Origin of the sequence: Paraburkholderia sp. BR10882 (assembly GCF_040948855.1) — a bacterium.
Classification (GTDB): Bacteria; Pseudomonadota; Gammaproteobacteria; order Burkholderiales; family Burkholderiaceae; genus Paraburkholderia; species Paraburkholderia nodosa_A.
On record NZ_JBFPKP010000039.1, the window covers coordinates 13,229 to 35,628 of the forward strand.

Sequence of the window (22,400 nt, forward strand, 5' to 3'; positions counted from 1 at the left end):
GTTCTATTCCGTTCCGCTTCGTGCTCGCGCGCGCTCGCGCCATTCGGCCAATTCCACGAGGGTAAAGTCGTGCATATCGCGAGGTGTCCAGCCCGTGAAAACCGTCGCGATATCGGCCATCGCTTCTTCGACCCTATCGGGTATGCCGTGCTCTACTGAGCACGCTTCGGCAGCAAAAAACCGGCGAACACAACCCCCAATTGAACGAGGTCGGCCGGGTCGAGCTGCTGCACGTCGAATTCGGTGAGCGTCGGCGACGAGATGCGCGGCAATACCTTGCCGAGCGCGTCAACATCGAGGTTCACGAGCGCGTTAAGCGACGTGCCGCGCAACTCGCCGGCGGCCGGCTTGCGCAGCGTGATTTCGCCGATCGACTGCCCGCCGTTGCGCTCGATCGGGTAGTCGAGCGTGACCGTGTTCGCCTTCGGTTGTACCGCCGGCGCGACGCTGTGCGAATGGCCGGGGTCGGTGATGCCGTGGCTGTGTGAATGGCCGGGGTTGGTGATGCCGTGCGAGTGGCCGGCGTCGGTGATGTGGTGCGAGTGCATGGCTTGTTCGGTCATTTCGTTCTCTGTTCTGGTGGTGTGCGTGCCCGGTACGTCGACCAGGCACGCGGGGCAGGGCAGCGCCGGCCGGTTACAGGCCGATCGCGTTGCGCAGCTCGGAAAGCAGGTCCGCGCCGTTGACCTTCTCGATCATGTTGATGAGGTCGATTTCGACGAGCGTTTCGCCATTGACGGACAGCTTGTAATAGCTGCACGAGGTCGAAACCTTGAACGAGGTATCGTCGCCGGGTTTCGCGCTTCCGAAGTCGAGTTCCTTGTGACGGCCGCGCACGACGATTTCAACGGCGTCGGGCTTTGCCGTGTCCTCGGCGCGGTATGCGCCGGCAAAGCGCAGTTGCACGCCGTCATGCGTGGTGATGCCGTATTGCGCGATAACCGAACGCATGAGGCCGCCGCACGTCCATTCGAGCGCGATCGCCTCTTGCCCTTGATCGATATCGATCGGACCATTCATGCCGCCGCCCCGATACGCTTCCATCTTTCGAGTCAGCTTCGGGGGCGTGACTTCGGCAACCTGTCCGACGAAATTCTCGCCGTTGTGAAACAGGTTGAACGCCTTGAGCTTTTTCGGCAGTGCCATGTTGTGTTGCTCCTGGTTAGGCCGAGATGCGCGAGGCGAAATCGGCGAGGTAACGGTCGGTGATGCGTTGGCGCAGCATCAGGTTTTCGATCGGCGGCACGGGCGTATAGTCGTAATCGATCGCGAGCTTGCCGGCCTTGAGCGAATCCTTGTCGTTCGCGCTTTCGTCGAACCATGCTTCGCCGCCGATGAGGTAGCCGTTGCGAATCAGCTCGCGGAATTTCGCATTGATGCTCTCGATCATGTCGCGCACGAGCGACGGGTGTAGATCCTTGTCGACATACAGCATGTGCGCCTCGGCCATCGTGTCGGCGAGCACTTGCGCGGTGCGCGTGTAGTTCTCGAACGCGAACAGCGGATCGTCCGAACAGGTTCGCGACCCCCAAAAACGGTAACCTTTCGAGTTGATGAGCGTCGTCACCTGTTGCTCGTTCAGATAGCCCGCATCGGTCGCCGGGTCTTGCAAGTCCCAGAAAACATCGCGGCTGATACCCGTGACGCCGTTGACGCCGACATTCGAGAGCGTCTTGTGCCAGCCCGTTTCCTCGTCGATCTTGGCGCGCAGGCCCAGCGCGATCGCCGTCGCGTCAACCGTGTCGTATGCGTTCGTGCTCGTGTTCCAGCCCACGAAATCCGGCCACAGGACCATCATTTCGCGTTGGCTGAATTGCTTGCGGTACGTGGTCGCCGCTTCCTTCGTTTCGCAGCCATTCGCCGACACATAGGCGAACCCGCGCAGTTTTTGCGCGAGCGTGCCGAATGCCGTCGCGACAGGTTGCGTGTCGAGGCCAGGCGCGCCGAGAATGCGCGGTTTGACGCCGAGGCGCGATTGCGCGGCGAGCAGTGCTTGCATGCCGGTAAAACGGCCGCTCGTGTCGGTCTTGCCGATCACGTTGCTCGTCGTCGCCGCGTCGTCGCTACCCTCTGCGACGCGCACGACGATCGTGACGGGCTTCGTTTGCGCCGAGATAGCGTCGAGCGAGCGCGCGAGCGTGCCCTTGTCGCCGGCCTTGCCGAGTGCCGCTTGTACGTTCGTCACGAGCACGGGCGTATCGAGCGGAAACATATCCTTGTCGGCATCGAGGCCGGTCGCCACGAGGCCGACAACGGCCGTGGATACGGTTTTAATCGGGCGCGTGCCTTCGTTGATCTCTAGAACGCGTACGCCGTGGTGGTAGTCAGTTGCCATGTGCAATCCTCGTTAGGGGCAGTGAAAGGGCGGGGTGCAGCTCGCGACGCTTGCGGCGTTACGCGGGATCGGCCGGCGAGGCCTCGGGCGTTACAGGGGTCGCCGGCTCGGGGAACGGTTGCGGGTCGATCGGCCAATGGACGACAGGCAGCGGGTCGCGCTCGAGAACGGCCGGCAGCTTGCTCGCGTATTCACTCCATACGCGGTATTCGTAGGATTCACGCGGGGGCAGCGTGCCGGCCGCATAGGCCTCGGCCTTGCCGTCCGTGTATGACTTCGCCTTTGCCATGCGTGCTTCGAATTCAGCCATCACGGGAGCCGTTGCGACTTCGAACGAAATCGGATCAGCCGGCCACGTCACAACATCGGGGAAGCCGTCGCGCTGGATCGCCCGCACAAGGTCGAGCTGATACGTCGACCAGGCGCGAAAGTAATAGGCCTCCTCTTGCGTGAGCAGGCCCGCCGCGAGCGCGTCGGATTTGCCGGCGTTCATGTCGCGGGCGCGCGCCATGCGCTTTTCAAACTCCGCCATCGCGGCCGATCGCGCGTTTGCGGCGACCACTTCGGGATTGAGCGCCCATGCGCCATCAATCCAGGCGTATTCGTCCGAGGGGCGGGGCGTGTCGGTCAATCCGGCCTCCGCCGGCGTCGTGCCGGCAGTGAGGATTTCGGCCGGCTCGCCGTTGTCCTGCCGGTAGAGAATCCGGCCGCGCCAGTCGGGCAGCAGCTTCCATGCGCCGTTGAGGTAGAACGGCCATTCGAGCGGGCCGCGTGCCGGCAGCTCGTCGGTCGTGCTGAATGCGGGCACGAGCCAGCGGCCGAGGTTGAGCGGGTCGGAGTCGGCCAGGTGGCTCGAAAGGTATTGGCCGGTCTGGGAGTCGTAGTTATGAATAAGCATGGTTTCGGGCCTTTAGAAAGCGCGGATCATTGCGAGCAGAGCGACGTTTCGCGGCCTTGCTTCGTTGCCGCCGTCCGCGTTGACGGTGATTGCGTGCGAGTGGTTGCCGGCCCCGCCGACGCCGATGTTGTGGCCGTGGGTGCCGTCGCCGTTGAGCCAGATGCCGACTCCGGCGCCGTAGGTCGCGAACGCATTGCCGCCCACGCCGAGGCGGGTGTTACCCCCGCCGGAAAATTCGCCGGTGCCGTTGCCGAGGTACGGACTACGGCCGCTTGATGAAATGTCGATCGCCGGGTGTGAGTGGCCCGGATCGTTGACGCCGTGGCCGTGCCAGCCTTGGGCGTCCGTCCATGCGCTGTGCGCGTGGTCGCCGACCCCGCTCGCGCTCGCGCCGTGGGCGTGACTGGCGTTCTGTCCGGCCTGCCACGAGCCAATGGCTCGGTTGGCATCAGTGCCGCGCCCATCGTCCAGACAGCGCAGGAATTCGCCGCGCAGCTCGGGGATTCGAAATGTCGTCGTGCCGTTGCCCGTCGAGAAGCAGCCGAAATTGTTCGCCGACCATTGCGCCTCGGTGACGATCGCGCCGCTCGCCTGTGCATACGCCCACAGTGCCGGATAGTCGACGCGGTTGAGCAGCGCGCCGTTTAGCTTGAGAAAGCCAGCTCGTGCGATGGTGCGCGCTTCAAAAACGATTTGGCCTACGAGCGCGCTAGTCACGGCCGCGAGAACCCATTCGGTTGTCGCGACTTTCTTCGACGCATCGGCCGCCGGCGGGGTCTGCGCGGTAATCAGGCCGCCCACGTCGAGCGCGCCGCGAAACCCGGCGTTACCCGTGCGCGTGTCGAACCAGTGCGAAAACTCGGATTTCGGCACGCTCATACCGTCGACACTCGGGCCGAGGCCAATACCGAACGACGAGCGCAGGGCGACATTGTTGATCGTGCTCGATGCGTTGTCGCCATTGCCGGGGGCGAGCGTTGCGCCGCTACCGGGAGCCGACGCGAGGCGGATCGAATCGGTCGTGCTCACGCGGCCGGTGAAATCCGCGCCGGCGAGGTCGGCTTTCGCGTCGAGCCGCGGCTTGAGCGTCGCGGGCGTCACGGCTTTCGCCGCGTCCGCGCCGGCGTTGACTTCGGCTAGCGTCGCGAGCTGGATCACGCCTTGACGTTGCGCCGTCGCCGGCGGATTCGTGAAAGACGCGTCGCCGAAAACGAGCTGCGCGGCATCGATCGTCGCGAACTGCATATCGGCCGACAGCAACAGCAGCGCGTCAGGCGACTTTTCCATGATCGGTGTCGCTTGCCCATAGGCCGCGACGAGCACGCCGTTTTCGAGGTACAGGCCGAACCCGTACAGCGTGAATTGATCGGCCGTGTCGTCTTTTAACGTCACATGGATCGTGTCGGCCGCGACGTTCTCGCCGGCGAATGTCTTGATGCGTTTGCGCTCGCCGGGCAGTGCCTTCATTGCCTTGTCAGCTGCGAAAGGAGCGGTCGCGAGGCCGATTTCGACAACCTTGTGCGCGGTCGTGCCGTCATTGCCTTGAGCGACGAGCGCAGCGCGGCCAATGTCGGTAACGGTGATGAGGGTTCCGGCCATATTCAGGTATCCGAGAAAGAAAGACGGCGATACAAAGCGGGCCGCACGGCCGCCGCGACGCGCTGCACGGTTTGCATCGCAAAGCCCTGCGTAAAGGTGTAATGCGCCCGCACGGGCTTCGTGCGGTCGATTTCCGCGATGATGTCGGCGACAAATTCGGCAGTCGGTGCCTGCCCGTTGCGCGAGCTAACCGTGAGCACGACGTCGAACGTCCCAGGCTTGCCGCGTGGCGTTTGCTCGAACCACTCGCGCAGCGCGATGTTTGCGCCGAACGCGGCGACAACTTGCCGAACGGCCGCCGCCGTGCCGTTCTTGCGCGCGATCGGGATCGCCGCCTTTACGCGGGCGCGCTTCGTTTGCTCGGGCCAGTAGTCTTTCCACGCGTCGACGCCGAGGTGCCGCGCAAGCCACGGCAGCAGCGGCAGCGGGATCGCGTCAGGGTCCATCAGCACGGCGATCGGCGTCGGAATGTCACTGATTCGCGCGCCGACGCGCGCAAGGTTGCGCTCGGCCGTCGACGAGTTCGGGGCGAGAAGGTCACTCATTGTTGTAAATGCCTCCATCGATCAGCTCGATCGCCGTGCAATAGGCCGCTTCCAGCTTCGACACGGGTATGTCGTCGGCCGGCTCGGCGAGGATCACCTTTTGCACGCCGGCAGGGCGCGCAGCGGCATAAATGCCGTCTTTCGTGATTTCCATTCCGAGCTTGTGCATTTCGTCGGCGTAAGCCTTGACGCGCTTGTTTGCCTCGGCGAGCGCGACAGTGCGATCGGGGCCGGCGAAGAAAACGAGCGTCGCGCGGATCGCGTATTGCTTGATCGTCGCGCTGCGTGTCGTTACGAGGTCCGTGAGCGGGCGCTTGTCATCGGCCGACAATGCGACGTCTACCTTGTCGAGCAGGTCTTGCGGGGCCGTGCCGTCGCCGATGCGTGACAGGACCGTAACGACGACTTCGCACGGCGCGGGGCTAACCGCAGAGGCATCGAGCACGCGGCCGTCAGCGTTGCGGGCGAGTGAGATATACGCCCCCTCGGGGCCGGCGACGGAAAACCCTTGCGGCGCGAGCTGCGTGCGCGCGCGCAGGTCGGTATCGTCCTCATATACGGCGTCGATATCGTTGGCCGGGTCGGCTTCGACGATCGTTTGCCGCTCGATCTCAAAGAACGCGGCGAGGTGTTCGAGGTCGGTGCCGCGCGCATAGGCCAGCATGACGGCGCGCGCAGCATCGTTGACGCGTTGGCGCAAAACGACTTCGCGATAGGCGTTTTCCTGCAGATGAATGTTCATCGGCTCGGATTCGAGCGCGAGCGCCGCCGCTACATCGGCCTGTTGATCGGCCGGGTAGAGCGACACGAGTTTCGCCTTGCGCTCGGAGAGCAGCTTTTCATAGTCGATCGTTTCGACGATATCCGGCGACGGCAGGCGCGACAGGTCGATCGGGGTCGCGCTCATGCTGCACCCCCGTTCGTGAGCTGCACGCGCGTCGATACCGGCTCGCCGGTTTCCGTAGTCCAGCCTTCAAGGTCGACGTATTGCACGCCCTGGCCGACTTCGTTCGCCTCGGTCGCGAGCTGTACGCGCGTCAGTCGCAAGCGCGGCTCCCATCGCATGAGCGCCGTCGCGGTCGCGGCGTACAGGCGCACTCGCGTCGTGTCATTGTTCGGCGCGTCGATCAGCTCGGGCAGCTCGGAACCAAAATCACGACGCTTGATGCGCGACCCGAGGGGCGTCGACAGAATCTTCGTGATCGACTGGCAAAGGTGGGCGAGGCCGGTCGTCGCGCGGCCGGTCGTTGCGTGCATTCCTTTCATTTGATCGGCTCACTCGTCGGGGCGTTCTCGCCCTGTGCTTGGTGTTTGTGTCCCGGCAGGCTTACGCCTTGCGATTTCACTTCGCCCGTGAAGTCGGCCGCGCCTTCGATCTTCATCGTCGAGCCGCCGGCCCCGCCCTTGCCGGTCATGCCGGATTCGAACGCGAACGCGCCTTTAACCAGCAGTGCGCCGGTTACGGTCGTATTTTTTGCGTCGATCGTCATTTCCTCGGCTTCGACGGTCGCGGTTTTGGTCTGCACGTTGACCGCGCCCGGTGCCACGATCAGCACGGTCGCGCCGGCCGGCAGGTTGGCGGTGAGAGAGTGGGCGGCCATGTCGTATTCGACGAGCGCGCCGTCGCGGTACTTGCGTACATGCTTCGCCGGGTCGGTGCTCGGCGGGGGGAAATCGTCGGAATAGAACCCGCGCAGTGCTACTCCTTGCGTCGGGTCGCCGCTCGGGCAGAGCAGCATGACCCCTTCGCCGATCGAGGGCGCGAGCCACTCGATCGACTCGCCGGCGAAAGGGCTGAACCATTGAATCCAGTCGGTAGTTAAATCGCCGCTTTCCACACGGCATAGCGCGCCGTCGACGGCCGCGACCGTCCCTTTGCGGATACCGTTCAAAAATTGGCGTGAGGATTCGTTTGCGTTCATGGCCTCCATGTTGCCGAGCACGCACGCGCGAGTCATCACGCGGCGTTTGTTAGCGTGCCGGGTACAAACTTCGGGGGGCGAACGATTATTTTGTGAGGTGCTTGAGCACGAGGTCGCGGATCATGTCGCGATCGGCGTCGGAGAATCCGAGCAGCACGCGGGCCGGGTATTTGTACATCGGGCCGCCCTTCGCGACGCGATCGCTTTCGCCGTATTGGTGGACGCGTGCCACGCGCGCCACGCGGCCGGCGAACCCGATCACGAGGCCGGCCGCATCAGAATCCGCGCGCATGTAGCGGGCTTGCCGCAGCTTCGCGAACATCGCCGCGCGCTTGATGCGGCCGGCCTTGTCGCGCAGGTGCTTTTTCGGGCGTGGCTTGCGCTTGTCGTAGTCGGTGCCGTCCGGGTTTCGTTGCTGCGCGATGCGCGCGCGTTGACTGCGTTGCAGCTCGCGCGCAATCTCGCGCGTCACGGTGCGACGAGCGGCAGGCGCGAGCTGCGAGAGCAGCGCGCCGGCCCACGATTCGAGGGCGCTTAGTTCGTCCATCGCGACGGGTCGACCAATCCTTGCACGTCCCACTCGGGCACGGGTTCGTCGACGTGTGTGATTTTCTGCACGCCGGCGTCGTCGGTCGACACGAGCACGCTTTCAGTGAGCTTGAGCTTGATCGACAGGTCGACGGTCGTTTGCGTCAGTTGATCGGCTTCGAAAGAAATGCCGGCGCGGCGCAGCTCGTCGTTTGTGAGCAGATCGGATTGATTCGCGCGAACCCATTGCAGCAGCGCAGCGAACACGATATCGCCGTCGCCGGCGAAGTCGAGCAGCATCACATTGAGCGTATAGGCGTAGTCGAACGAGGTCGATTGTGCGCCCGTCGCGATGATGTTGCCGGCGTCGATAAACACGAGCAACTTGTCGGGATCGGTCGCGAGCGCGGGCACGGCAGCCGTGAGCGCGCGGCGCAGGCTGTTCGCCTTATTCATGGCCGGCCTCGTCGGGCAGGGGGAGGCCTCGCGCCTGGCACGCCGCGATCATGTCGACGCGGGCCGCGCATTCGCCCCATGCGGCCTCGGTCACGTCGAGCGCTCGCCGCAGCTCGTTATTCGTGCGCGGGGCCGTCGCCGGCAGCGTGCAGCGCGTGACGGGCGCGCATTGCAGAATAGTATTCGTCGGCTCCGGTGATCGCGGGGCGCTTGTACAGGCGCACAACATCGTCAGGCAAAGCGCCGTCAGCCCATGCGCGCAGCGTGTCGTTTTCATGCTTCAAGGCCTCAAAGTCGGAGTCGTACTGCGACAGCTCGGCCGCGATGCGTTGGCGCTTCGTTTCGAGCTGGGCGAGGTCGCGGGCGTTGTCGCGCGCCTTGGTCTGTAGGTCGGCGATCGTCGCGTCGCGCCGGTCCACCGCTTCTTGCGCCGTGCGCGCGGCGTCTTGCGCGTCGACCAGCTCGGCGCGCAAGGCCTTCACATAGAACCAGCCGGCGACGAGCGCGAGCACGACGAGCGCGATCGCGCCGAGGCGCACGGCGATCGCGTTCATGCCGCGGCCTTCGTCGGGGCGGCCGGCGTGGTCATGTCCGCATATCGCTCATACGCGCGGGCGAGCTTCACGTCGTACAGGTTGCGCGCGTAATCCGGGCCGTTGTAGCCCTTGGAGAACGCCGCCCACTTCCTACCCTTCAACGCGGAAAGCAAGGCCGTATCGGCCGCGATAAAGCGCACGAACGCGTCGAGGTGATCGCCTTCGCTGCGCTGCATGCGCGCGACAAAATCGGCGACGCTCGAATATTCCAGGGCTTGCCAGTGGTAGCCCATGATTTGAAACGCGCCCCAGCTCGCCGACTCGTGTGCGGCGTCGGCGTCGATGCGCTCGGCGATCGCAAGGCGCGTGTACTCGGCCGCCTTGCCCATGTATCCGCCGGCAGTGGGCGAAACGATGTTCGGATACTTCGCGGCGAGCGCGTCAACATCAAAGCCGCGCGCCTTGAGCCGTTTGCAAAACACATGGCGCTCGAACAGGATCACGGGCCGGCCATCGGGCAGAAAACCTTCGCCGCGTGATTCGACTTCGTTGACGGCGCGGATCGCGGCGATGGGCACGCCGAGCGTGTGGGCCGCTTTCGCGAGGTCAGCGTCGGTCAGGTGTTCCGACATGGCGAAGCCGGCAAGCTGAGCAGCCAACGTCTTGTTGCCGACAACGCCGTCGATTACGAGGCCGCACGCCTTCTGGAATGCCATGACCGCAGATTCGGTCGCATAGTCAAACACGTGCGTTTCCGGGGTCGGAAAGCCCGCGCGAGTGAGGCGTCTTTGCAGCAATGCCACTTCGTCGCCGGTGTCGCCTTTTCTCAGGATCATGTCATGCACTCCGCAGCAGGCGCGCAACGTTGCCACGCGCGCCAAAAATGAAAACAGCGAAAAGAACGGCGCGAGCCGCTTCGAAGTAGCCGACCGTGTTCGCATGCACGGCCAGCTCGATCGCCGAGCCGCCGAGAACGACGAGAAGCAGCCAGGCGACCCATGAAACGTGTTGACGGTGCCGCGCGCCGTCGCGGCGATAGGCAAGGATGCGCAGCGCGGCGAGGCTGTACGCGATCAGTGCGATCAGTGCGAGGGGGTTGTGCATGGGTCAGCCCTTTCGAAACAGCGACAACAGATCGAAAGATTTAATGCGCTCGATCAGTTGCACGGTCACGGTAATCGCCAGCGCTGCAGCGAAGAAAGCGGCGACGCCGGTGCTAGTGATCGGCGTATGGCTCACAACATCAGGCGCGGCGAGGTAGCCAGCAATCAGCGAAATCACGAGATACGCGAAGCGCTTGCCGATCGACAGGTCTTTCGACGTGACGACGACGAGCGCCGCGCCCGTGAAAGCGCCGATCAGTGCATTTCCGTCGATGCCGGGAAACAGGCTTGCAAAGCCAATGCCGGCCGAGGCAGCGGCGATAGCGGTGGTGCTAGGTTCGGCCATATGGGCGACTCCGGATTAGTCGAAAAGGTTGACGAGCTGGACGGTTGATTGATCGTTCGGCGCGTCGGGCAGGTCGACCGCGAGGCCGAGCGGCAGCACGGGGCCGTAATCGGCGAGGCCGGCGTTTAGTTCTAACGTCGCTTCGACGACGCTTTTCGTGCGGCCGAGGTAGCGGAAACATAGGGCGTCGACCGTATCGCCCTGTTGTGCATAGACGCGCATCAGATCAGCTCGATCGTTGTGCGCGCGACGCCGCGCATGTCGTTGATTGCCTGCCGTGCGTTGCGTCGATCGGCGTCGATCGTCGTTTCGACTTCGGCCGCGTCGGCCGCGCCGGATTTCGTGCTATCGAAGTCGCGATATTTTTCGGTGAGGTCCGCGCGCGCGAGGAAATAGACCGCGCGCCGGTAACGGGCGAGCTGCACGCTTTCGCCGCCGATTTCGTCGGCCGGCAGCTCGGCGAGCGAGGCGACGCCGGTCGCTTCGTGCGACGCGCGCCAGCTCGCCAGCTCGCGATTGACTTCGTCGATCGCGGCGATCGCGGCATCGCGCAGGCGTGCGGTCGTCACGGTGCCGACGAGGCGCACGGCTTCGCGCATGTGCGCAAGGTCGATAGAGGGAAACCATGCGACGTTGGCGACGATCAGCTCGCCGGCCGGCGGGGCCGTTTCGGGCGTGAGGGTCGGGGCTTCGATCGCGTTGAATGTCGTCATGGTTTCAGCTCGGAAAAGGTGGGCGGTGGGCCGGCGTCGGATCGCGTTTCCGTCAGGTGTTGCGATCGTCAGCCGGCGCCGCCCAGGCCGGGGAGGGCTCTTTACGTGCAGCCGGCGGCGGTCTTACTGCGCGCCGGTCGCATTGCGGGCCTTTTCAAGCCGCGCAATGTCCTGTTTCACGCCGGCGCGCTCGTCGAGTTCGAGCGCGCGGCGCAGGTGTTCGAGTGCCACCGGGAAGTCGCCGACGCGCTCGGCCGTGTAGCCGATCGCCTTGTGCAGCTTCGCGCGCACCTGGTCGTGCATGTCGTGTGATGCGACGAGCTGCGCGACTTCGGCGAGCTGCGCGCCGTCGACGGCCGGCGAGCCGTTTTTCTTGAACGATGAAAGCGAGGCCTCGGCGAATTCCTCGGCGATCGCGGTCGCGAGCGGCCGGTCGTATTGGTCGGGCAGCGTCATCCGGTGCTCGATCGCATACCGGGCGATTTCCAGCGCGCCGGCGTAGTCGCCCACGTCGACGCGCCAGATCATGACGGTCGTCATTACATCGTCCTGTGCGCCCCGCCCGCCGCTCAGTGCGCCCGCGACGTAATCGACATACTCGGGAAGTAGCTCGGCGCGCTTGACGTCGATCTTGCGTTCGATCGACGCGATCGACTTCAGGCGACGGCGATCGGTTGCGAGCTTCGCAAGCATCAGCTCGTAAGCGCTACCGACGAGCGTTTCACCCTGGCCGGCCGAGGCCGCCGCGAGTTGCGCGCATACGCGCTGATAGTGGCGTTGGGCGGGGCTATTCATCACGCCCCCGTCGCGACGAGTTCGATCTTTTCGGCCATCGCGGCGCGGCCGAGGTCTTCGACAACATACGCATCGTTCGACGATTCGAAGTTTTCGATACGGTCGCGCTTCGCGTTGTCGACGATCGAGCGACGGCGGCCGCCGTCCTGATAGTAGATCGACAGATTGTCGAAACTCGTGACGAGCAGCGCGTGAGCCGGGAAGAAAGGCACGGTCACGGCCGGTATGTTGCCGATACGCTTCTGGCTCTGGATCACGTCAGCGGCAAGCGTCTCGGTCGGTGCCTGAACGGTGTTGACGATCGGGAAATACTTGTCATGCAGCAGGCCGCGACCGCAGAGCACGACGAGGCTCGTGTCGTCCTGGTGCCATGGGTCGATCATGCTCGCAACCAGATCGAACACGAGCGCATCGAGGTTCGCATAGTCGCCGCCCTTGCCGATGACGATCTTTCCGGCGGTCGCGCCGTGATCCATCACGCGTTGCGGTGCCTGTTCACGCATGCGCTGCAGCCAGCCCTTGTTGACGTCCTGCAACAGCGGGTTTTTCGTGCGGTCCGAAGTCTTGGCGCGCGTGACGCCGTTGAATCCGATCGCGATGCGGTCGAGCGCTTGCCTGCGCACGATCACGTCGCGGATACGGTTCTGGAAGTCGGGAAACTTCGCCCACGCGTCCAGCAGCGCATAGGTCACATGCGAATCGAAGTTCGTTTGCGTGGCGTTATAGCCGTTCTCGTCGAGGTCAGTCACGTCGACCGTTTCGCGATCCTTCTGCGAGGTGTCGGTCGTGCTCGCGATCGGGCCCCCGACGCCGAGGCCGAGCTTTGCGCCCTGTTGCTCGGTGACGCCCATCACGTTGATTTGCTTCAGAAAGCCGCTCGATTCCTGAATGCGGGTCTCGAGCTTTTGCTGCACGCTCGGCGCGACGGCGAATTTTTCCGTCGCTCGTGCGATGCCATTAAGCTGGGCGATCGCGGCAAGGTAGCCGTCATATGCCAGTCGGGTTTCGTTGCGCATGTGTTGTGTTCTCCGGGCTATGAAAGGGAGTGACGCCGGTTAGCAGTCGGTCGTAATGGGCGCAGCGCCCGCGCCGGTCGCGTGCGGCCGTTGCGGTTGGCCGTTGCCGGTGGTCGAGAGCTGTGTGTGCAGCTCGTCGAACGCTTTGCGATCGGCCTCGCGGGCCGCGCTCAGTTCGGCGACTTGCTTTTCGAGCTTTGCCATCGCCTCGGCTTGCGCCGCGCCGTGCGTTGCGGTCGCTTCGATCGCTTGTGACAGGTCAGCGAAACGCGTCTCGTCGCTCGCTTCTTTCTTTTTCGCCATGCCGAGCAGTTCTTTCACGCGGGCGAACAGGCTTGGCAGCGTCGGCGTATCCGGCGAGGCCTCGGGTTCAAACTCGATCACGGTTTCGTCGGCGGCCGTGAAGAGATTCGACGGCGAAACCTTGCGGCCGGCGAACGGCGATGCGGCCGGGTTTTGAGCTGCGAAAGAGAGGATTTCCGTTCCGAGGCTCGCGGGGCTATCCGTGACAGCCAGGCCGATCAGATACGCCTGTTTCGTGTCGGCGAAAGACGGGTCGATCTCGCACGAGGTGTAAATCTTTTGCTTCGCCTTCGTCAGCGCGACCAGCTCGGCGGTCGGTGCGATTCGCGCATAGAGGCCGAGTTTGCCGGCGAGCGGGCCGCTTTCGTCACGGGTTTCGAGCGCGAGCACGTCGCCGTATGCCTTGAACGGGCCATCGGGCACGATGCCGCGATAGTGTTCGAGGTTGATGCGCGCGCCGTACAACTCCGGGTTGTAGCTCTTCGCCATCTGCGTAAGCCATTCGCGCGAAATGTTCCGGCCGTCGCTCGTCGCGCCTTCGACGGCAATGCGGAACATCTTGGAGTTCGCGAGCTTCGTCGCGTTGGCCGTCGAGCCGACCGCCATCGCGCCGAGGCCGGCCGCGCCAGCGATGCCGATGTTTTGAGCGTGCAGCAGGGAAAAGAGCGCGTCCGCATTGAAAACGGTGCTCACGGCGGCCGTCGCCGCGTGTGCATCCAACGTGAAAGCAAACGCGATCGCCGCAATGGCGAGCGACATGAGCGACTGCTTGCGAGAGTGCATCGTTAGTTCTCCAACGGGTTTGAAAAGGGTTCAACGTGAGTTGATATCTTGCGTTTCCCGTCGCAATGGCTCAACGGTTGACGTTTGTTCGCGCGTTCGGCACTCACAGGCGGGCGTGCTTGCGCGCGCGCGACGCGGGAAACTTGCGGCCATGCTCGAAACAGCCGATATCAAACCCGCACTCGAATCGAATGCCGACCCTCGCCGGATAGCGCGCGCGCTTTACTGGCAGGGTTGGCGCGTCACGTCCATCGCGCAGCATATGGAGTTGAAGCGCGCGACGGTCGAGGCATGGAAGCAGCGCGACGAATGGGACAAGGCCGCGCCGATCGAGCGCATGGAATCGTCACTAGAAACCCGCTTTTGTGCGCTCATTGCCAAGCCGGTTAAGACCGGCAGCGATTACAAGGAAATCGACTTGCTCGGCCGGCAGGTCGAGCGGTTGGCACGCGTGCGCAAATACGGCGAAACGGGGAAGGAGTGCGATCTAAACCCGAACATCGAGGCGCGCAATAAAGCGCCACGCAAGGAAAGAGCCGGCCGTAACGAGTTCAGTGACGAACAGGTTGCGCGACTGCACGAGGCGTTTCTTGATTGCCAGTTCGGCTACCAAAAGGTGTGGTATCGCAACGGCGACAAGCGCACGCGCAACATTCTCAAGTCGCGGCAGATCGGCGCAACGTTCTATTTCGGGCGCGAGGCGCTGGACGACGCCTTGCAGACCGGCCGGAACCAGATTTTTCTATCGGCGAGCAAGGCGCAGGCGCACGTTTTCCGGCAGTACATTTGCCAGTTCGCGCGCGAGGCCGCAGACGTTGAATTGACGGGCGAGCCGATCATCTTGCCGAGCCGCAGCCCCGAGATTCCCGAGGCAATTCTTTACTTCCTCGGCACGAACGCAAAGACGGCGCAGAGCTATCACGGCAACTTCTATTTCGATGAATATTTCTGGGTGAGCGGCTTTCGCGACTTGCAAAAGGTCGCATCGGGCATGGCGATGCACAAGAAATGGCGTAAGACGTATTTCTCTACGCCGTCGAGCATCAGTCACCCCGCTTATACCTTCTGGAGTGGCGAGCACTTCAACAGGGGCCGCGCAAAGGCCGATCACATTCATCTTGATATCTCGCACAGCGCGCTCGGTCGCGGCCGGTTTTGCGAGGATTTGCAGTGGCGTCAGATCGTCACGGTCGAGGATGCGCTTGCCGGCGGTTGTGACCTGTTCGATATCGACGAGCTGCGCCTTGAATACAGCGCGCAGGATTACGCGAATCTGTTGATGTGTCAGTTTATCGACGATAGCGCGTCGATCTTTCCGCTCGTCGAGCTGCAACGTTGCATGGTCGACTCGTGGGAAGCATGGGCCGACGATTTCAGGCCGCTCGCGCCCCGCCCTTTCGGTTTCCGGCCGGTATGGGTCGGCTATGACCCCGCGCTTTCCGGCGACTCTGCGGGCCTTGTCGTCGTCGCCCCGCCGGCGGTGCCGGGGGGCAAGTTTCGCGTCCTGCACAAGTGCCAGTTTCGCGGCATGGACTTCGAAGGGCAGGCCGAGGCGATTCGCCAGATCACACAGCAATACAACGTCGAATATATGTCGATCGATACGACAGGTATCGGCCAGGGCGTTTACCAGCTCGTCAAACAGTTCTACCCGAGCGCGGTCGCGCTCAACTATTCGCCCGAAATCAAGGGCCGGCTCGTGCTCAAGGGCTTGTCGGTGATCGGCAAGGGCCGGCTCGAATTTGATGCCGGCTGGACCGATCTTGCTCAATCCTTCATGGCGATTCGAAAGACCATGACAGCGAGCGGCCGGAAGGTCACATACGAGGCGAGCCGCAGCGAGGAAACAGGCCACGCCGATCTAGCCTGGGCGTGCCTGCATGCGCTCGATAACGAGCCGCTAGAGGGCGTGACCGCAAACAACACGAGCATTCTGGAGATTTCATGAGCAAGCGCAAGCGCACGTTTCACGCATCGAGCACGCCGCCGGCGGCTTTGTCGACGCCGGCAAGGGCCGAGGCCTTCACGTTCGACGATCCTGTGCCCGTCATGGATCGCGCCGAGATTCTCGATTACGTGCAGTCATGGGCGGCCGGCAAGTGGTACGAGCCGCCCGTGTCATGGTCGGCTCTTGCCAAGTCGTTTCGCGCGGGCGTGCATCACAGCTCGGCGATTTACTTCAAGCGCAACGTGATCGCGTCGACGTTCATCCCTCACAAACTGCTATCGCGCGACGAGTTCGGCAAACTCGCGCTCGATTACATGGTGTTCGGGAACACCTACGCCGAGGAAAAGCGCAACCGGCTCGGCGGGTTGCTCGCGATTAAGCGCGCGCCGGCGAAATACATGCGCCGGTCGACGGACCTGCAAGGCTTCTTCCAGATCGACGGCTTTCAGGTCGAACACGAGTTCGCGGCCGGCTCGGTGCATCACTTGATGGAACCAGACATTAATCAGGAGGTGTACGGCTTGCCCGAGTACCTGGGCGCGCTGCACGCGGCATGGCTCAACGAGTCGTCGACACTGTTTCGCCGGCGCTACTACGAAAACGGCTCGCATGCCGGGTTCATTCTTTACATGACGGACGCGGCGCAGAGTCAAAGCGACGTCGACAAGCTGCGGGAGGCTTTAAAAAGCAGCAAGGGACCGGGCAATTTCCGAAACCTGTTTATGTACGCGCCGAACGGAAAGAAGGACGGCATTCAGCTCATTCCCGTGTCAGAGGTCACGGCGAAAGACGAGTTTTTCAACATCAAGAATGTGACGCGCGACGACTTGCTCGCGGCGCATCGTATCCCGCCGCAGCTCATGGGGATCGTGCCGAGTAACACCGGCGGATTCGGCGCGGCCGACAAGGCGGCCGAGGTGTTTGGCCTCAATGAAATCGCGCCCCTGCAACGGCGCTTTGAACAGCTCAACGAATGGGTCGGTGAACAGGTTGTGCAGTTCGCACCGTACTCAGCAGGGGCGTCACGGAACGCGTCGTCATGACGCGACTGCGTGTACTCTAGAGCGATAGGGCATATGCCGTCGGTGCGCGTAGGCTGCCTGCCCTTGTCACGTCATTGCGAATTTTCGGAAGCTCCGATGACTCCCATCGACCCGAACCAGACAGTCATCCCGCTCCAAAGCAGTCGTCCAATCCGTTTCGTAAGCGACCAATCAATGACGCTCTGCGGCGTCGAGGCATATGCTCGCCATCCGGCAATTGCAAGAGCCATTCTGAGAAAGGGGTTAGCTATGACTGGACAAGGTTTGTGCGCAAATCGAATTCCAAACGACGGCGTCGAGCGGCATCACGGTTGACCAAACTATTCTCCCCGCGAGTGAAGGATGCGGGGCAAATCCGAAGAACTGATCAACGGCTCGGGTTACTCCCTTGTCTTTCAACAAAGCAACACCCTCAGTCAGAAGGTGCTGCTCCTGCCAATCGCGGGAATTCATCAGCGCTGAGAAATCCCTGAAGCTGTCTGCAATAGGATGAAGTCCACCCTCCAACACATCAATTTTCTCAACCTTCCCTGATCGGCGCTCAAAGAATAGATCGCCGAAGACGGACGCCCCTATCGGCCTAACCGGACCATTGACCAAGCTTGGCCACTGCGCCAAGAGATTACCAAAATCAAGATGTGCCGCATCGACAAAAATATCGTCCCAAGACAGTTGTGAGCTCATTGACGCCGAATCGTAAGTTTGAGTTGAAATGTCCTTCGGCCTTCCATTAGGTTTTTGGGCCTACTCGGAGTGAATCACCTACCTGCCGTCTCAGGATTGTCAGCAATCTAGCAGCTTCTGTCGAGCGGCCGCATGTGGCCGACTGCTGCCCGACGCGGCAGCGGGGAACGCCCTATGACTGCCGTTGGACCAAACGGCCACATCAACAGCCCGCACTTAAAGTAGCATGCAGCCCTGCTGACAACGGTTAGTAGGGCAGCAGACATGGTGTTTTTGGGGTGTCTAAAAAACTTGTCGGTGTCGCCGAAGATCTTCGCAATCAAGGTCCCAAATTGACGCGAACCCCTTTTCATGCCACTATTTATACGAAATATTTTTCTTTAAACAATTTAGATAATCATCTAAAGGGGAGTTATGCATAAATTCGAATACTTTCCTCCCATCCTTGGAAAAGGCGAGTATCATTGCCCTTATTGCAACGTGTATGCGAAGCAGTTTTATGCTCACTTGGGTACCAATATTAATTTCAACTGGACCAGTGTTGTCGATCAACAGTCAAAGTTTAATGAAATTATCGATAAGCGATGGATTGTAACAAAATGCCAGAGATGCAGTCAGCTCGCATTTTGGCACAGCGATAATTTGATTTATCCCAAGAAGAACATCGCCCCACCTCCCAATGCCGATCTATCTGACGAAATAAAAATAGACTATCAAGAAGCTGCAAATATTCTCGCTGATTCACCCAGGGCCGCAGCAGCACTTCTCAGGCTTGCACTGCAGAAATTGTGCAAACAACTGGGAGAGCAAGGTGAAAATATCAACGAAGATATTAAAAGCCTAGTGAAGAAAGGCTTAAATCCACTAGTTCAAAAATCCCTAGACGCGCTTCGAATCACCGGGAATAATGCAGTACACCCTGGTGAAATCGACCTTGTTGAAGAGCCGGAGCGAGTGGTTAAGTTGTTTGATTTGATAAATTTCATTGCAAACAAGATGATTACCGAGCCCAAAGAAATCGAGAGTTTCTATGGCCAGCTACCAGCTGGAGCTCAAGAGGCTATCGAAAAGCGAGACAAGAAGGCGAGCTAGTCCGCCAGGTCGACACTATACCGGCGGCCCTGATGTCCAATGGTTATGGCGACCTTCTTGAAGCAAATGTTGCAAGCGTGGCTGATGGCCAATAACGAACCGATCGGCCGATGCCGAACGCGGAACGGTCGTTTGAATGTCTGTCTCTCCGAGCATGTGAACGGCGGGACTTGGCCGACCGGAGTCCAACGGCCGCGCGCTGATCGTCAACGGTGTGCATATCATGCAAAAGGCATATTCCGACCCAACTGCGACATGCGCCTTTCTCATTCGATGTCCGCTTTGCAACTCTTAAGGGACCGATGTCGCGCAATGAATGCGGTACGCCGCTGGCAACCTGATAGCGGCAATCGATTCGTCCTGCTATCGCGGGAACACTCCTCCAGGTCCGGGCAATGGTCTGGTGCACTTGTAAGGTTCGGGGCGGCGTCTCGCCACACATCAACTAACCAATAGCGCAAAATTGCCGCTATACGATGGGGAATCTCCCGCCAGTCGAGAGCTTTGGTACGCTCGGCCACCTAGTCATCGCGCTGCCTGCTGCAAACTGGCCGCGCGATGACTAGCACCGGCTGACGAGCAGCGTAGGTTCAGCCGTTCCTGTGCAAATTTTTACGTCTCGTCGATTCGCCATGCTTGAGCGCCACCGTCAGAAGATCGGTGCCTGGCTCGGGATGCTTGCCATCCTGCTGAGCGTGGTCGCGCCTACGGTGTCCCAGGTGCTGCGCGGCGTGCATGGCGGCGTCGCGCATCACGCCCATCATGCTCATCACCCTCAACTGGCTGTCGAGGTTGCGTGCGATGCCCACGCCGGGCACCACCATGGCTCCGATTCATCGTCGCTGTGCGACGCGTGTCCGTATTGCGCATTGTTCGCTCACTCGCCAGCCTTGCCTGGCCTGGCCGTCACATCGAGCGTCGCGCCGCAGCGCCCCTTCTTTCCTGTCCCCCTCGTCACCGCTGCGTTCCGCCCATACACAGTGATGACGCCGGCCCAGCCGCGCGCTCCGCCCGCCTCATCCTGATCCTCGCAGACGTTTCCAGCCAATGTGGCGATGCCGGTGAACGGCACCGCTGCGCTGGCGCGCGCCTGCTCTGCGCCAGCCTGCCACGGCGCGAGGGCGCTTCACCACATTTCGATCAGGATCTGGACATGCGAACCATTCTCCAACGGGGTGCCGCAGCGCTGTGCGCGCTTGCGCCGTGCCTGGTTTCAATCGATGCGTCGGCCCACGCGGTGGTCGGCGACCGTGTCTTTCCGGCCACGATGGCGGTCGACGACCCCGGCGTCGGCGATGAATTCAACCTGGAGTACGGCCACATCAAGACGCCCGACAGCAACGGCAACGACATGAACGTCAACACGGTGTCGTACGAGTGGGACAAGCTGATCACGAAGAATCTCGCGTTCAGTGTTGCGAGCAACTACGCGAGCCTGAACTCGCCGGATGGCAGCGCGAAGGGCTGGGACAATTTCACGCTCGGCGTCAAATATCTTGTCTACGCGAATCCGCAGCACGAGTTCATGGCGTCGGTCGGGTTGCTTGCCACGCTCGGCGGCACTGGCGCCAAATCGGTCGCGAACTCGTTTTCGACCTTCACCCCGACCGTCTACTTCGGCAAGGGCTTCGGCGACCTGCCCGCGTCGCTCGACTACCTGCGGCCGTTCGCCATCACTGGCACGATCGGCCCGAACCTGACGACCGCGTCGTCGGACCAGGGGCCGAACTCGCTCGGCTGGGGCTTGACGCTGCAGTACAGCATTCCGTACCTGCAGCAGCAGGTGAAGGATCTCGGGCTGCCGCAGCCGTTCAGCAACCTGATTCCCGTCGTCGAATTCCCGATGAGTACCTGCACGGCTGGCGCGTGCTCAGGACACACAACGGGCACGATCAACCCCGGCGTGATCTGGATCAATCGATACGGGCAGTTCGGCGTCGAAGCGCAGATTCCCGTCAATCGCGCGACCGGCACGCACACGGGTATCCTGGTGCAAGCCCATATCTACTTCGACGACATTTTCCCGAATTCGATCGGCAAGCCGCTGTTCTGACCTATGAGGAATCCTTTCATGAAACTGCATACGACCGCACGCGGCGCCGTTGCCGCATTATTGATCGCCGTCTGTCAGTTCGTGCAGGCGCACGCCTACCCGACCCATCAGGCGCCGGGGGCTGGTTCGACCGTGCCAGGCTCGCAGAAGGAAGTCGCGATCGACTTCGACGACGGACTCGAACCCGCATTCAGCTCGATCACCGTCACGGACGCACAGGGCAACGCCATCACGAGCGGCAAGGCCGTTGTCGACCCGTCGAACAGCAAGCACATGTCGGTCGCGCTGAACCCGCAGACGCCGGGTGTCTACGCGGTCGCGTGGGTCGCTGTCGCGGCGGACGGGCATCGCACGCAGGGGCACTACACGTTCACGGTGAAGTGATCATGGAGCCGCTCGTCGCCGGGCAGATCGCCCTTGCCGCAGTGCAGGACGTGCTGTTCGCGACGGCAGCCGGCTCGCTTGCGTGCGCCGCGCTGGGCAAGCATAGCGGCATGGGCGCGCCGGCCACGCTGCGCGGGTGGCAGGCAGGCCTGGTGATCGCGCTGGCGCTCACGGCTCTCGTCTACCTCTGGCTGCAGGCCGCCGTCATGAGTGGCTTGCCGTTTGCCGGCGCCGGCGACGCGGTCGCCGCTGTGCTCACGCAGTCACACTATGGCGTCGCGTGGTCAGTCGGGTTCGTTGGCGCGCTGCTGGCCACGCTGAGTCGTATCGCCGGTCGTCGCGGCCTGCCGCTGTTCGCCGTGGGCCTCCTCGTGTGGGCGGCGGGCAAGGCCGCGGCCAGCCACGCGGCGGACGCGGGCGACTTCTCGGTGCGCGAAGCCATTCATCTCGTGCATCTGTGCGCGACCGCGCTATGGGCCGGCAGCGTGATCGTCGCGTCAGTGATGCTGCGCCGGGCCGCGCCGGTCGCTGACGCATCGCCTGGGCAAGGGGCGGCGTTCCGCCTCGGGCTGTCGCATCTGGCGACGGCCGCGCTCCTCGTCGTGCTGATCACCGGCCTCTACAACGTGATGCAGGACACCGCGCAGGCGGGCGTGCCGTTCTTCGCTACGGTCTGGGGCCGGGTACTCTCTGCGAAGTTCGCGTTTGTCGCCGCCGCGATGGCACTGGGCGGCTGGAACCGGTGGAGGGTCCTGCCTGATTTGTGTGCCAAGGCGCGGCAGGATGGCCCTGGATTCATCGCCGCGCTGGGCCGCTTCGACTCCTGGCTGACTGTTGAAGCACTTGTCATGCTGGTCGTTCTCGTGTTTGCGGCCGTGCTAGGACATACGTCTCCCACGGGCGGATGACAGGACAGGGAACCGCGTTTCGCGCGTTGCCTTGGGCGCGCTCCCACAGCGGCGCGAGGGTTGATAAGGGCCGGGAGCGGCCGCGTCGGACCTCGCGTGAAAACGCAGTCCTCCCCCCGCCTGCGCGCTTCGCTTGGGTGGCTGGTTCTGATGCAACTGGTCATTGCCACCCCCGGCGCTTGCGGCACAGCGATGCCGCAGAAAAAGCGGCTGCCGAACTGCTGCGTTTTGATGCGGGTCGGCTACCGCGTTTCCAATTCGATATCGTCCCCTGTTGGGCAAGGCCGGAAAGTCAACGCAACCGGGGGTTTTGGAAACAACGAAATGCGCTAAGTGATTGTAATATTTGAAAATTTCGAGAGATTTGTAATCATCAGGTGGCGGGTTCGAGTCCTGCAGCCGGCACCATA

General features: G+C 62.4%; 31 protein-coding genes. 7 read left to right on the plus strand and 24 right to left on the minus strand.

The window, feature by feature from the left end:
• Positions 1-3: 3 nt before the first annotated feature.
• The 22 genes from AB3X99_RS40045 to AB3X99_RS40150 all read right to left on the minus strand — a co-directional run bounded on the left by AB3X99_RS40045 (position 4) and on the right by AB3X99_RS40150 (position 13,878).
• On the minus strand, positions 4-120 hold the full coding sequence (locus AB3X99_RS40045; protein WP_028206605.1) for a GpE family phage tail protein: 117 nt from the start codon (positions 118-120) through the stop codon (positions 4-6).
• Positions 121-152: 32 nt separating this feature from the next.
• Positions 153-473: a phage tail assembly protein gene (locus tag AB3X99_RS40050; protein ID WP_368661993.1), complete on the minus strand. Its 321-nt coding sequence runs from the start codon at positions 471-473 to the stop codon at positions 153-155.
• 163 nt (positions 474-636) lie between these two features.
• Positions 637-1,146, minus strand: a complete 510-nt coding sequence (locus AB3X99_RS40055; RefSeq protein ID WP_028206607.1) for a phage major tail tube protein — start codon at positions 1,144-1,146, stop codon at positions 637-639.
• 16 nt (positions 1,147-1,162) lie between these two features.
• A complete protein-coding gene (locus AB3X99_RS40060; protein ID WP_368661969.1) occupies positions 1,163-2,335 on the minus strand; it encodes a phage tail sheath protein in 1,173 nt (390 codons plus the stop codon).
• Positions 2,336-2,393: 58 nt separating this feature from the next.
• Positions 2,394-3,233 (minus strand): tail fiber assembly protein, encoded by an 840-nt coding sequence (locus tag AB3X99_RS40065; protein WP_368661970.1) that lies wholly within the window; start codon positions 3,231-3,233, stop codon positions 2,394-2,396.
• Positions 3,234-3,245: 12 nt separating this feature from the next.
• Positions 3,246-4,832 carry a tail fiber protein gene (locus tag AB3X99_RS40070; RefSeq protein ID WP_368661971.1) on the minus strand — a complete coding sequence of 529 codons (1,587 nt, stop codon included), beginning with the start codon at positions 4,830-4,832 and terminating at the stop codon, positions 3,246-3,248.
• 2 nt (positions 4,833-4,834) lie between these two features.
• Entirely contained in the window at positions 4,835-5,377 is a 543-nt protein-coding gene (locus AB3X99_RS40075; RefSeq protein WP_368661972.1) for a phage tail protein I, read from the minus strand.
• On the minus strand, positions 5,370-6,284 hold the full coding sequence (locus tag AB3X99_RS40080) for a baseplate J/gp47 family protein (RefSeq protein ID WP_368661973.1): 915 nt from the start codon (positions 6,282-6,284) through the stop codon (positions 5,370-5,372). Before AB3X99_RS40080 ends, AB3X99_RS40075 begins: the two co-directional genes overlap by 8 nt.
• Positions 6,281-6,643, minus strand: a complete 363-nt coding sequence (locus AB3X99_RS40085; RefSeq protein WP_368661974.1) for a GPW/gp25 family protein — start codon at positions 6,641-6,643, stop codon at positions 6,281-6,283. The genes AB3X99_RS40080 and AB3X99_RS40085 overlap by 4 nt, the downstream gene beginning before the upstream one ends.
• Positions 6,640-7,299 carry a phage baseplate assembly protein V gene (locus AB3X99_RS40090; RefSeq protein WP_368661975.1) on the minus strand — a complete coding sequence of 220 codons (660 nt, stop codon included), beginning with the start codon at positions 7,297-7,299 and terminating at the stop codon, positions 6,640-6,642. Before AB3X99_RS40090 ends, AB3X99_RS40085 begins: the two co-directional genes overlap by 4 nt.
• An 85-nt stretch (positions 7,300-7,384) precedes the next feature.
• Positions 7,385-7,846, minus strand: a complete 462-nt coding sequence (locus tag AB3X99_RS40095; protein ID WP_368661976.1) for a phage virion morphogenesis protein — start codon at positions 7,844-7,846, stop codon at positions 7,385-7,387.
• Complete coding sequence (locus AB3X99_RS40100; protein ID WP_368661977.1) at positions 7,834-8,283, minus strand: phage tail protein; 450 nt, start codon at positions 8,281-8,283, stop codon at positions 7,834-7,836. The genes AB3X99_RS40095 and AB3X99_RS40100 overlap by 13 nt, the downstream gene beginning before the upstream one ends.
• Positions 8,276-8,512 carry an Rz1-like lysis system protein LysC gene (gene lysC, locus AB3X99_RS40105; protein WP_368661978.1) on the minus strand — a complete coding sequence of 79 codons (237 nt, stop codon included), beginning with the start codon at positions 8,510-8,512 and terminating at the stop codon, positions 8,276-8,278. Before lysC ends, AB3X99_RS40100 begins: the two co-directional genes overlap by 8 nt.
• Complete coding sequence (gene lysB / locus AB3X99_RS40110) at positions 8,400-8,822, minus strand: Rz-like lysis system protein LysB (RefSeq protein ID WP_368661979.1); 423 nt, start codon at positions 8,820-8,822, stop codon at positions 8,400-8,402. Before lysB ends, lysC begins: the two co-directional genes overlap by 113 nt.
• 11 nt (positions 8,823-8,833) lie before the next feature.
• The gene (locus AB3X99_RS40115) at positions 8,834-9,655 is read right to left on the minus strand and encodes an N-acetylmuramidase domain-containing protein (RefSeq protein ID WP_368661980.1); all 822 of its coding nucleotides are present in this window, start codon (positions 9,653-9,655) and stop codon (positions 8,834-8,836) included.
• 1 nt (position 9,656) lies between these two features.
• Complete coding sequence (locus tag AB3X99_RS40120; RefSeq protein WP_368661981.1) at positions 9,657-9,923, minus strand: phage holin family protein; 267 nt, start codon at positions 9,921-9,923, stop codon at positions 9,657-9,659.
• A 3-nt stretch (positions 9,924-9,926) separates the two neighbouring features.
• Complete coding sequence (locus AB3X99_RS40125) at positions 9,927-10,268, minus strand: putative holin (protein ID WP_028206619.1); 342 nt, start codon at positions 10,266-10,268, stop codon at positions 9,927-9,929.
• Between the two features lie 15 nt (positions 10,269-10,283).
• On the minus strand, positions 10,284-10,490 hold the full coding sequence (locus AB3X99_RS40130; protein WP_028206620.1) for a tail protein X: 207 nt from the start codon (positions 10,488-10,490) through the stop codon (positions 10,284-10,286).
• Positions 10,490-10,981, minus strand: coding sequence for a head completion/stabilization protein (locus tag AB3X99_RS40135; RefSeq protein ID WP_368661982.1), 492 nt, complete (start codon positions 10,979-10,981; stop codon positions 10,490-10,492). Before AB3X99_RS40135 ends, AB3X99_RS40130 begins: the two co-directional genes overlap by 1 nt.
• Before the next feature lie 123 nt (positions 10,982-11,104).
• Entirely contained in the window at positions 11,105-11,776 is a 672-nt protein-coding gene (gpM, locus tag AB3X99_RS40140; protein WP_368661983.1) for a phage terminase small subunit, read from the minus strand.
• Entirely contained in the window at positions 11,776-12,792 is a 1,017-nt protein-coding gene (locus AB3X99_RS40145; RefSeq protein ID WP_368661984.1) for a phage major capsid protein, P2 family, read from the minus strand. The genes gpM and AB3X99_RS40145 overlap by 1 nt, the downstream gene beginning before the upstream one ends.
• A gap of 39 nt (positions 12,793-12,831) precedes the next feature.
• The gene (locus tag AB3X99_RS40150) at positions 12,832-13,878 is read right to left on the minus strand and encodes a GPO family capsid scaffolding protein (RefSeq protein ID WP_368661985.1); all 1,047 of its coding nucleotides are present in this window, start codon (positions 13,876-13,878) and stop codon (positions 12,832-12,834) included.
• A 151-nt stretch (positions 13,879-14,029) separates the two neighbouring features.
• On the opposite strand from AB3X99_RS40150, the gene AB3X99_RS40155 reads away from it, so the two are divergent.
• Positions 14,030-15,826 (plus strand): terminase ATPase subunit family protein, encoded by a 1,797-nt coding sequence (locus AB3X99_RS40155; RefSeq protein WP_368661986.1) that lies wholly within the window; start codon positions 14,030-14,032, stop codon positions 15,824-15,826.
• Positions 15,823-16,869, plus strand: a complete 1,047-nt coding sequence (locus AB3X99_RS40160) for a phage portal protein (RefSeq protein WP_368661987.1) — start codon at positions 15,823-15,825, stop codon at positions 16,867-16,869. The genes AB3X99_RS40155 and AB3X99_RS40160 overlap by 4 nt, the downstream gene beginning before the upstream one ends.
• A 243-nt stretch (positions 16,870-17,112) precedes the next feature.
• On the opposite strand, the gene AB3X99_RS40165 is transcribed toward AB3X99_RS40160, so the two are convergent.
• Positions 17,113-17,553 (minus strand): hypothetical protein, encoded by a 441-nt coding sequence (locus AB3X99_RS40165; protein ID WP_368661988.1) that lies wholly within the window; start codon positions 17,551-17,553, stop codon positions 17,113-17,115.
• Between the two features lie 414 nt (positions 17,554-17,967).
• Between AB3X99_RS40165 and AB3X99_RS40170 the strand changes: the two genes are divergently transcribed.
• The gene (locus AB3X99_RS40170) at positions 17,968-18,645 is read left to right on the plus strand and encodes a DUF4145 domain-containing protein (RefSeq protein ID WP_368661989.1); all 678 of its coding nucleotides are present in this window, start codon (positions 17,968-17,970) and stop codon (positions 18,643-18,645) included.
• 590 nt (positions 18,646-19,235) lie between these two features.
• On the opposite strand, the gene AB3X99_RS40175 is transcribed toward AB3X99_RS40170, so the two are convergent.
• The gene (locus AB3X99_RS40175) at positions 19,236-19,469 is read right to left on the minus strand and encodes a hypothetical protein (protein WP_368661995.1); all 234 of its coding nucleotides are present in this window, start codon (positions 19,467-19,469) and stop codon (positions 19,236-19,238) included.
• Between AB3X99_RS40175 and AB3X99_RS40180 the strand changes: the two genes are divergently transcribed.
• The 4 genes from AB3X99_RS40180 (at position 19,365) to AB3X99_RS40195 (ending at position 21,990) form a co-directional block, all read left to right on the plus strand.
• Positions 19,365-19,670 carry a DUF2946 family protein gene (locus AB3X99_RS40180; RefSeq protein ID WP_368661994.1) on the plus strand — a complete coding sequence of 102 codons (306 nt, stop codon included), beginning with the start codon at positions 19,365-19,367 and terminating at the stop codon, positions 19,668-19,670. The two genes, AB3X99_RS40175 and AB3X99_RS40180, sit on opposite strands and share 105 nt — an antisense overlap.
• 128 nt (positions 19,671-19,798) lie before the next feature.
• The gene (locus AB3X99_RS40185) at positions 19,799-20,698 is read left to right on the plus strand and encodes a hypothetical protein (RefSeq protein ID WP_368661990.1); all 900 of its coding nucleotides are present in this window, start codon (positions 19,799-19,801) and stop codon (positions 20,696-20,698) included.
• A gap of 18 nt (positions 20,699-20,716) precedes the next feature.
• Complete coding sequence (locus AB3X99_RS40190; RefSeq protein ID WP_368661991.1) at positions 20,717-21,082, plus strand: copper resistance protein CopC; 366 nt, start codon at positions 20,717-20,719, stop codon at positions 21,080-21,082.
• A 2-nt stretch (positions 21,083-21,084) separates the two neighbouring features.
• A complete protein-coding gene (locus tag AB3X99_RS40195) occupies positions 21,085-21,990 on the plus strand; it encodes a CopD family protein (RefSeq protein WP_368661992.1) in 906 nt (301 codons plus the stop codon).
• Positions 21,991-22,400: the final 410 nt, after the last annotated feature.

Excerpts from the sequence above, each read along its gene's own strand:
- AB3X99_RS40075 (WP_368661972.1), bottom strand. The coding sequence starts at position 5,377 with ATGAGTGACCTTCTCGCCCCGAACTCGTCGACGGCCGAGCGCAACCTT.
- AB3X99_RS40070 (WP_368661971.1), bottom strand. The coding sequence starts at position 4,832 with ATGGCCGGAACCCTCATCACCGTTACCGACATTGGCCGCGCTGCGCTC.
- AB3X99_RS40060 (WP_368661969.1), bottom strand. The coding sequence starts at position 2,335 with ATGGCAACTGACTACCACCACGGCGTACGCGTTCTAGAGATCAACGAA.
- AB3X99_RS40115 (WP_368661980.1), bottom strand. The coding sequence starts at position 9,655 with ATGATCCTGAGAAAAGGCGACACCGGCGACGAAGTGGCATTGCTGCAA.
- AB3X99_RS40185 (WP_368661990.1), top strand. The coding sequence starts at position 19,799 with ATGCGAACCATTCTCCAACGGGGTGCCGCAGCGCTGTGCGCGCTTGCG.
- AB3X99_RS40120 (WP_368661981.1), bottom strand. The coding sequence starts at position 9,923 with ATGCACAACCCCCTCGCACTGATCGCACTGATCGCGTACAGCCTCGCC.
- AB3X99_RS40190 (WP_368661991.1), top strand. The coding sequence starts at position 20,717 with ATGAAACTGCATACGACCGCACGCGGCGCCGTTGCCGCATTATTGATC.
- AB3X99_RS40150 (WP_368661985.1), bottom strand. The coding sequence starts at position 13,878 with ATGCACTCTCGCAAGCAGTCGCTCATGTCGCTCGCCATTGCGGCGATC.
- AB3X99_RS40175 (WP_368661995.1), bottom strand. The coding sequence starts at position 19,469 with ATGGTGGTGCCCGGCGTGGGCATCGCACGCAACCTCGACAGCCAGTTG.
- AB3X99_RS40145 (WP_368661984.1), bottom strand. The coding sequence starts at position 12,792 with ATGCGCAACGAAACCCGACTGGCATATGACGGCTACCTTGCCGCGATC.
- AB3X99_RS40100 (WP_368661977.1), bottom strand. The coding sequence starts at position 8,283 with ATGAATAAGGCGAACAGCCTGCGCCGCGCGCTCACGGCTGCCGTGCCC.
- AB3X99_RS40195 (WP_368661992.1), top strand. The coding sequence starts at position 21,085 with ATGGAGCCGCTCGTCGCCGGGCAGATCGCCCTTGCCGCAGTGCAGGAC.
- AB3X99_RS40160 (WP_368661987.1), top strand. The coding sequence starts at position 15,823 with ATGAGCAAGCGCAAGCGCACGTTTCACGCATCGAGCACGCCGCCGGCG.
- AB3X99_RS40055 (WP_028206607.1), bottom strand. The coding sequence starts at position 1,146 with ATGGCACTGCCGAAAAAGCTCAAGGCGTTCAACCTGTTTCACAACGGC.
- AB3X99_RS40155 (WP_368661986.1), top strand. The coding sequence starts at position 14,030 with ATGCTCGAAACAGCCGATATCAAACCCGCACTCGAATCGAATGCCGAC.
- AB3X99_RS40130 (WP_028206620.1), bottom strand. The coding sequence starts at position 10,490 with ATGCGCGTCTATGCACAACAGGGCGATACGGTCGACGCCCTATGTTTC.
- AB3X99_RS40065 (WP_368661970.1), bottom strand. The coding sequence starts at position 3,233 with ATGCTTATTCATAACTACGACTCCCAGACCGGCCAATACCTTTCGAGC.
- lysC (WP_368661978.1), bottom strand. The coding sequence starts at position 8,512 with ATGTTGTGCGCCTGTACAAGCGCCCCGCGATCACCGGAGCCGACGAAT.
- AB3X99_RS40125 (WP_028206619.1), bottom strand. The coding sequence starts at position 10,268 with ATGGCCGAACCTAGCACCACCGCTATCGCCGCTGCCTCGGCCGGCATT.
- AB3X99_RS40085 (WP_368661974.1), bottom strand. The coding sequence starts at position 6,643 with ATGAAAGGAATGCACGCAACGACCGGCCGCGCGACGACCGGCCTCGCC.
- AB3X99_RS40045 (WP_028206605.1), bottom strand. The coding sequence starts at position 120 with ATGGCCGATATCGCGACGGTTTTCACGGGCTGGACACCTCGCGATATG.
- AB3X99_RS40080 (WP_368661973.1), bottom strand. The coding sequence starts at position 6,284 with ATGAGCGCGACCCCGATCGACCTGTCGCGCCTGCCGTCGCCGGATATC.
- AB3X99_RS40135 (WP_368661982.1), bottom strand. The coding sequence starts at position 10,981 with ATGACGACATTCAACGCGATCGAAGCCCCGACCCTCACGCCCGAAACG.
- AB3X99_RS40165 (WP_368661988.1), bottom strand. The coding sequence starts at position 17,553 with ATGAGCTCACAACTGTCTTGGGACGATATTTTTGTCGATGCGGCACAT.
- AB3X99_RS40095 (WP_368661976.1), bottom strand. The coding sequence starts at position 7,846 with ATGGACGAACTAAGCGCCCTCGAATCGTGGGCCGGCGCGCTGCTCTCG.
- AB3X99_RS40170 (WP_368661989.1), top strand. The coding sequence starts at position 17,968 with ATGCATAAATTCGAATACTTTCCTCCCATCCTTGGAAAAGGCGAGTAT.
- gpM (WP_368661983.1), bottom strand. The coding sequence starts at position 11,776 with ATGAATAGCCCCGCCCAACGCCACTATCAGCGCGTATGCGCGCAACTC.
- AB3X99_RS40090 (WP_368661975.1), bottom strand. The coding sequence starts at position 7,299 with ATGAACGCAAACGAATCCTCACGCCAATTTTTGAACGGTATCCGCAAA.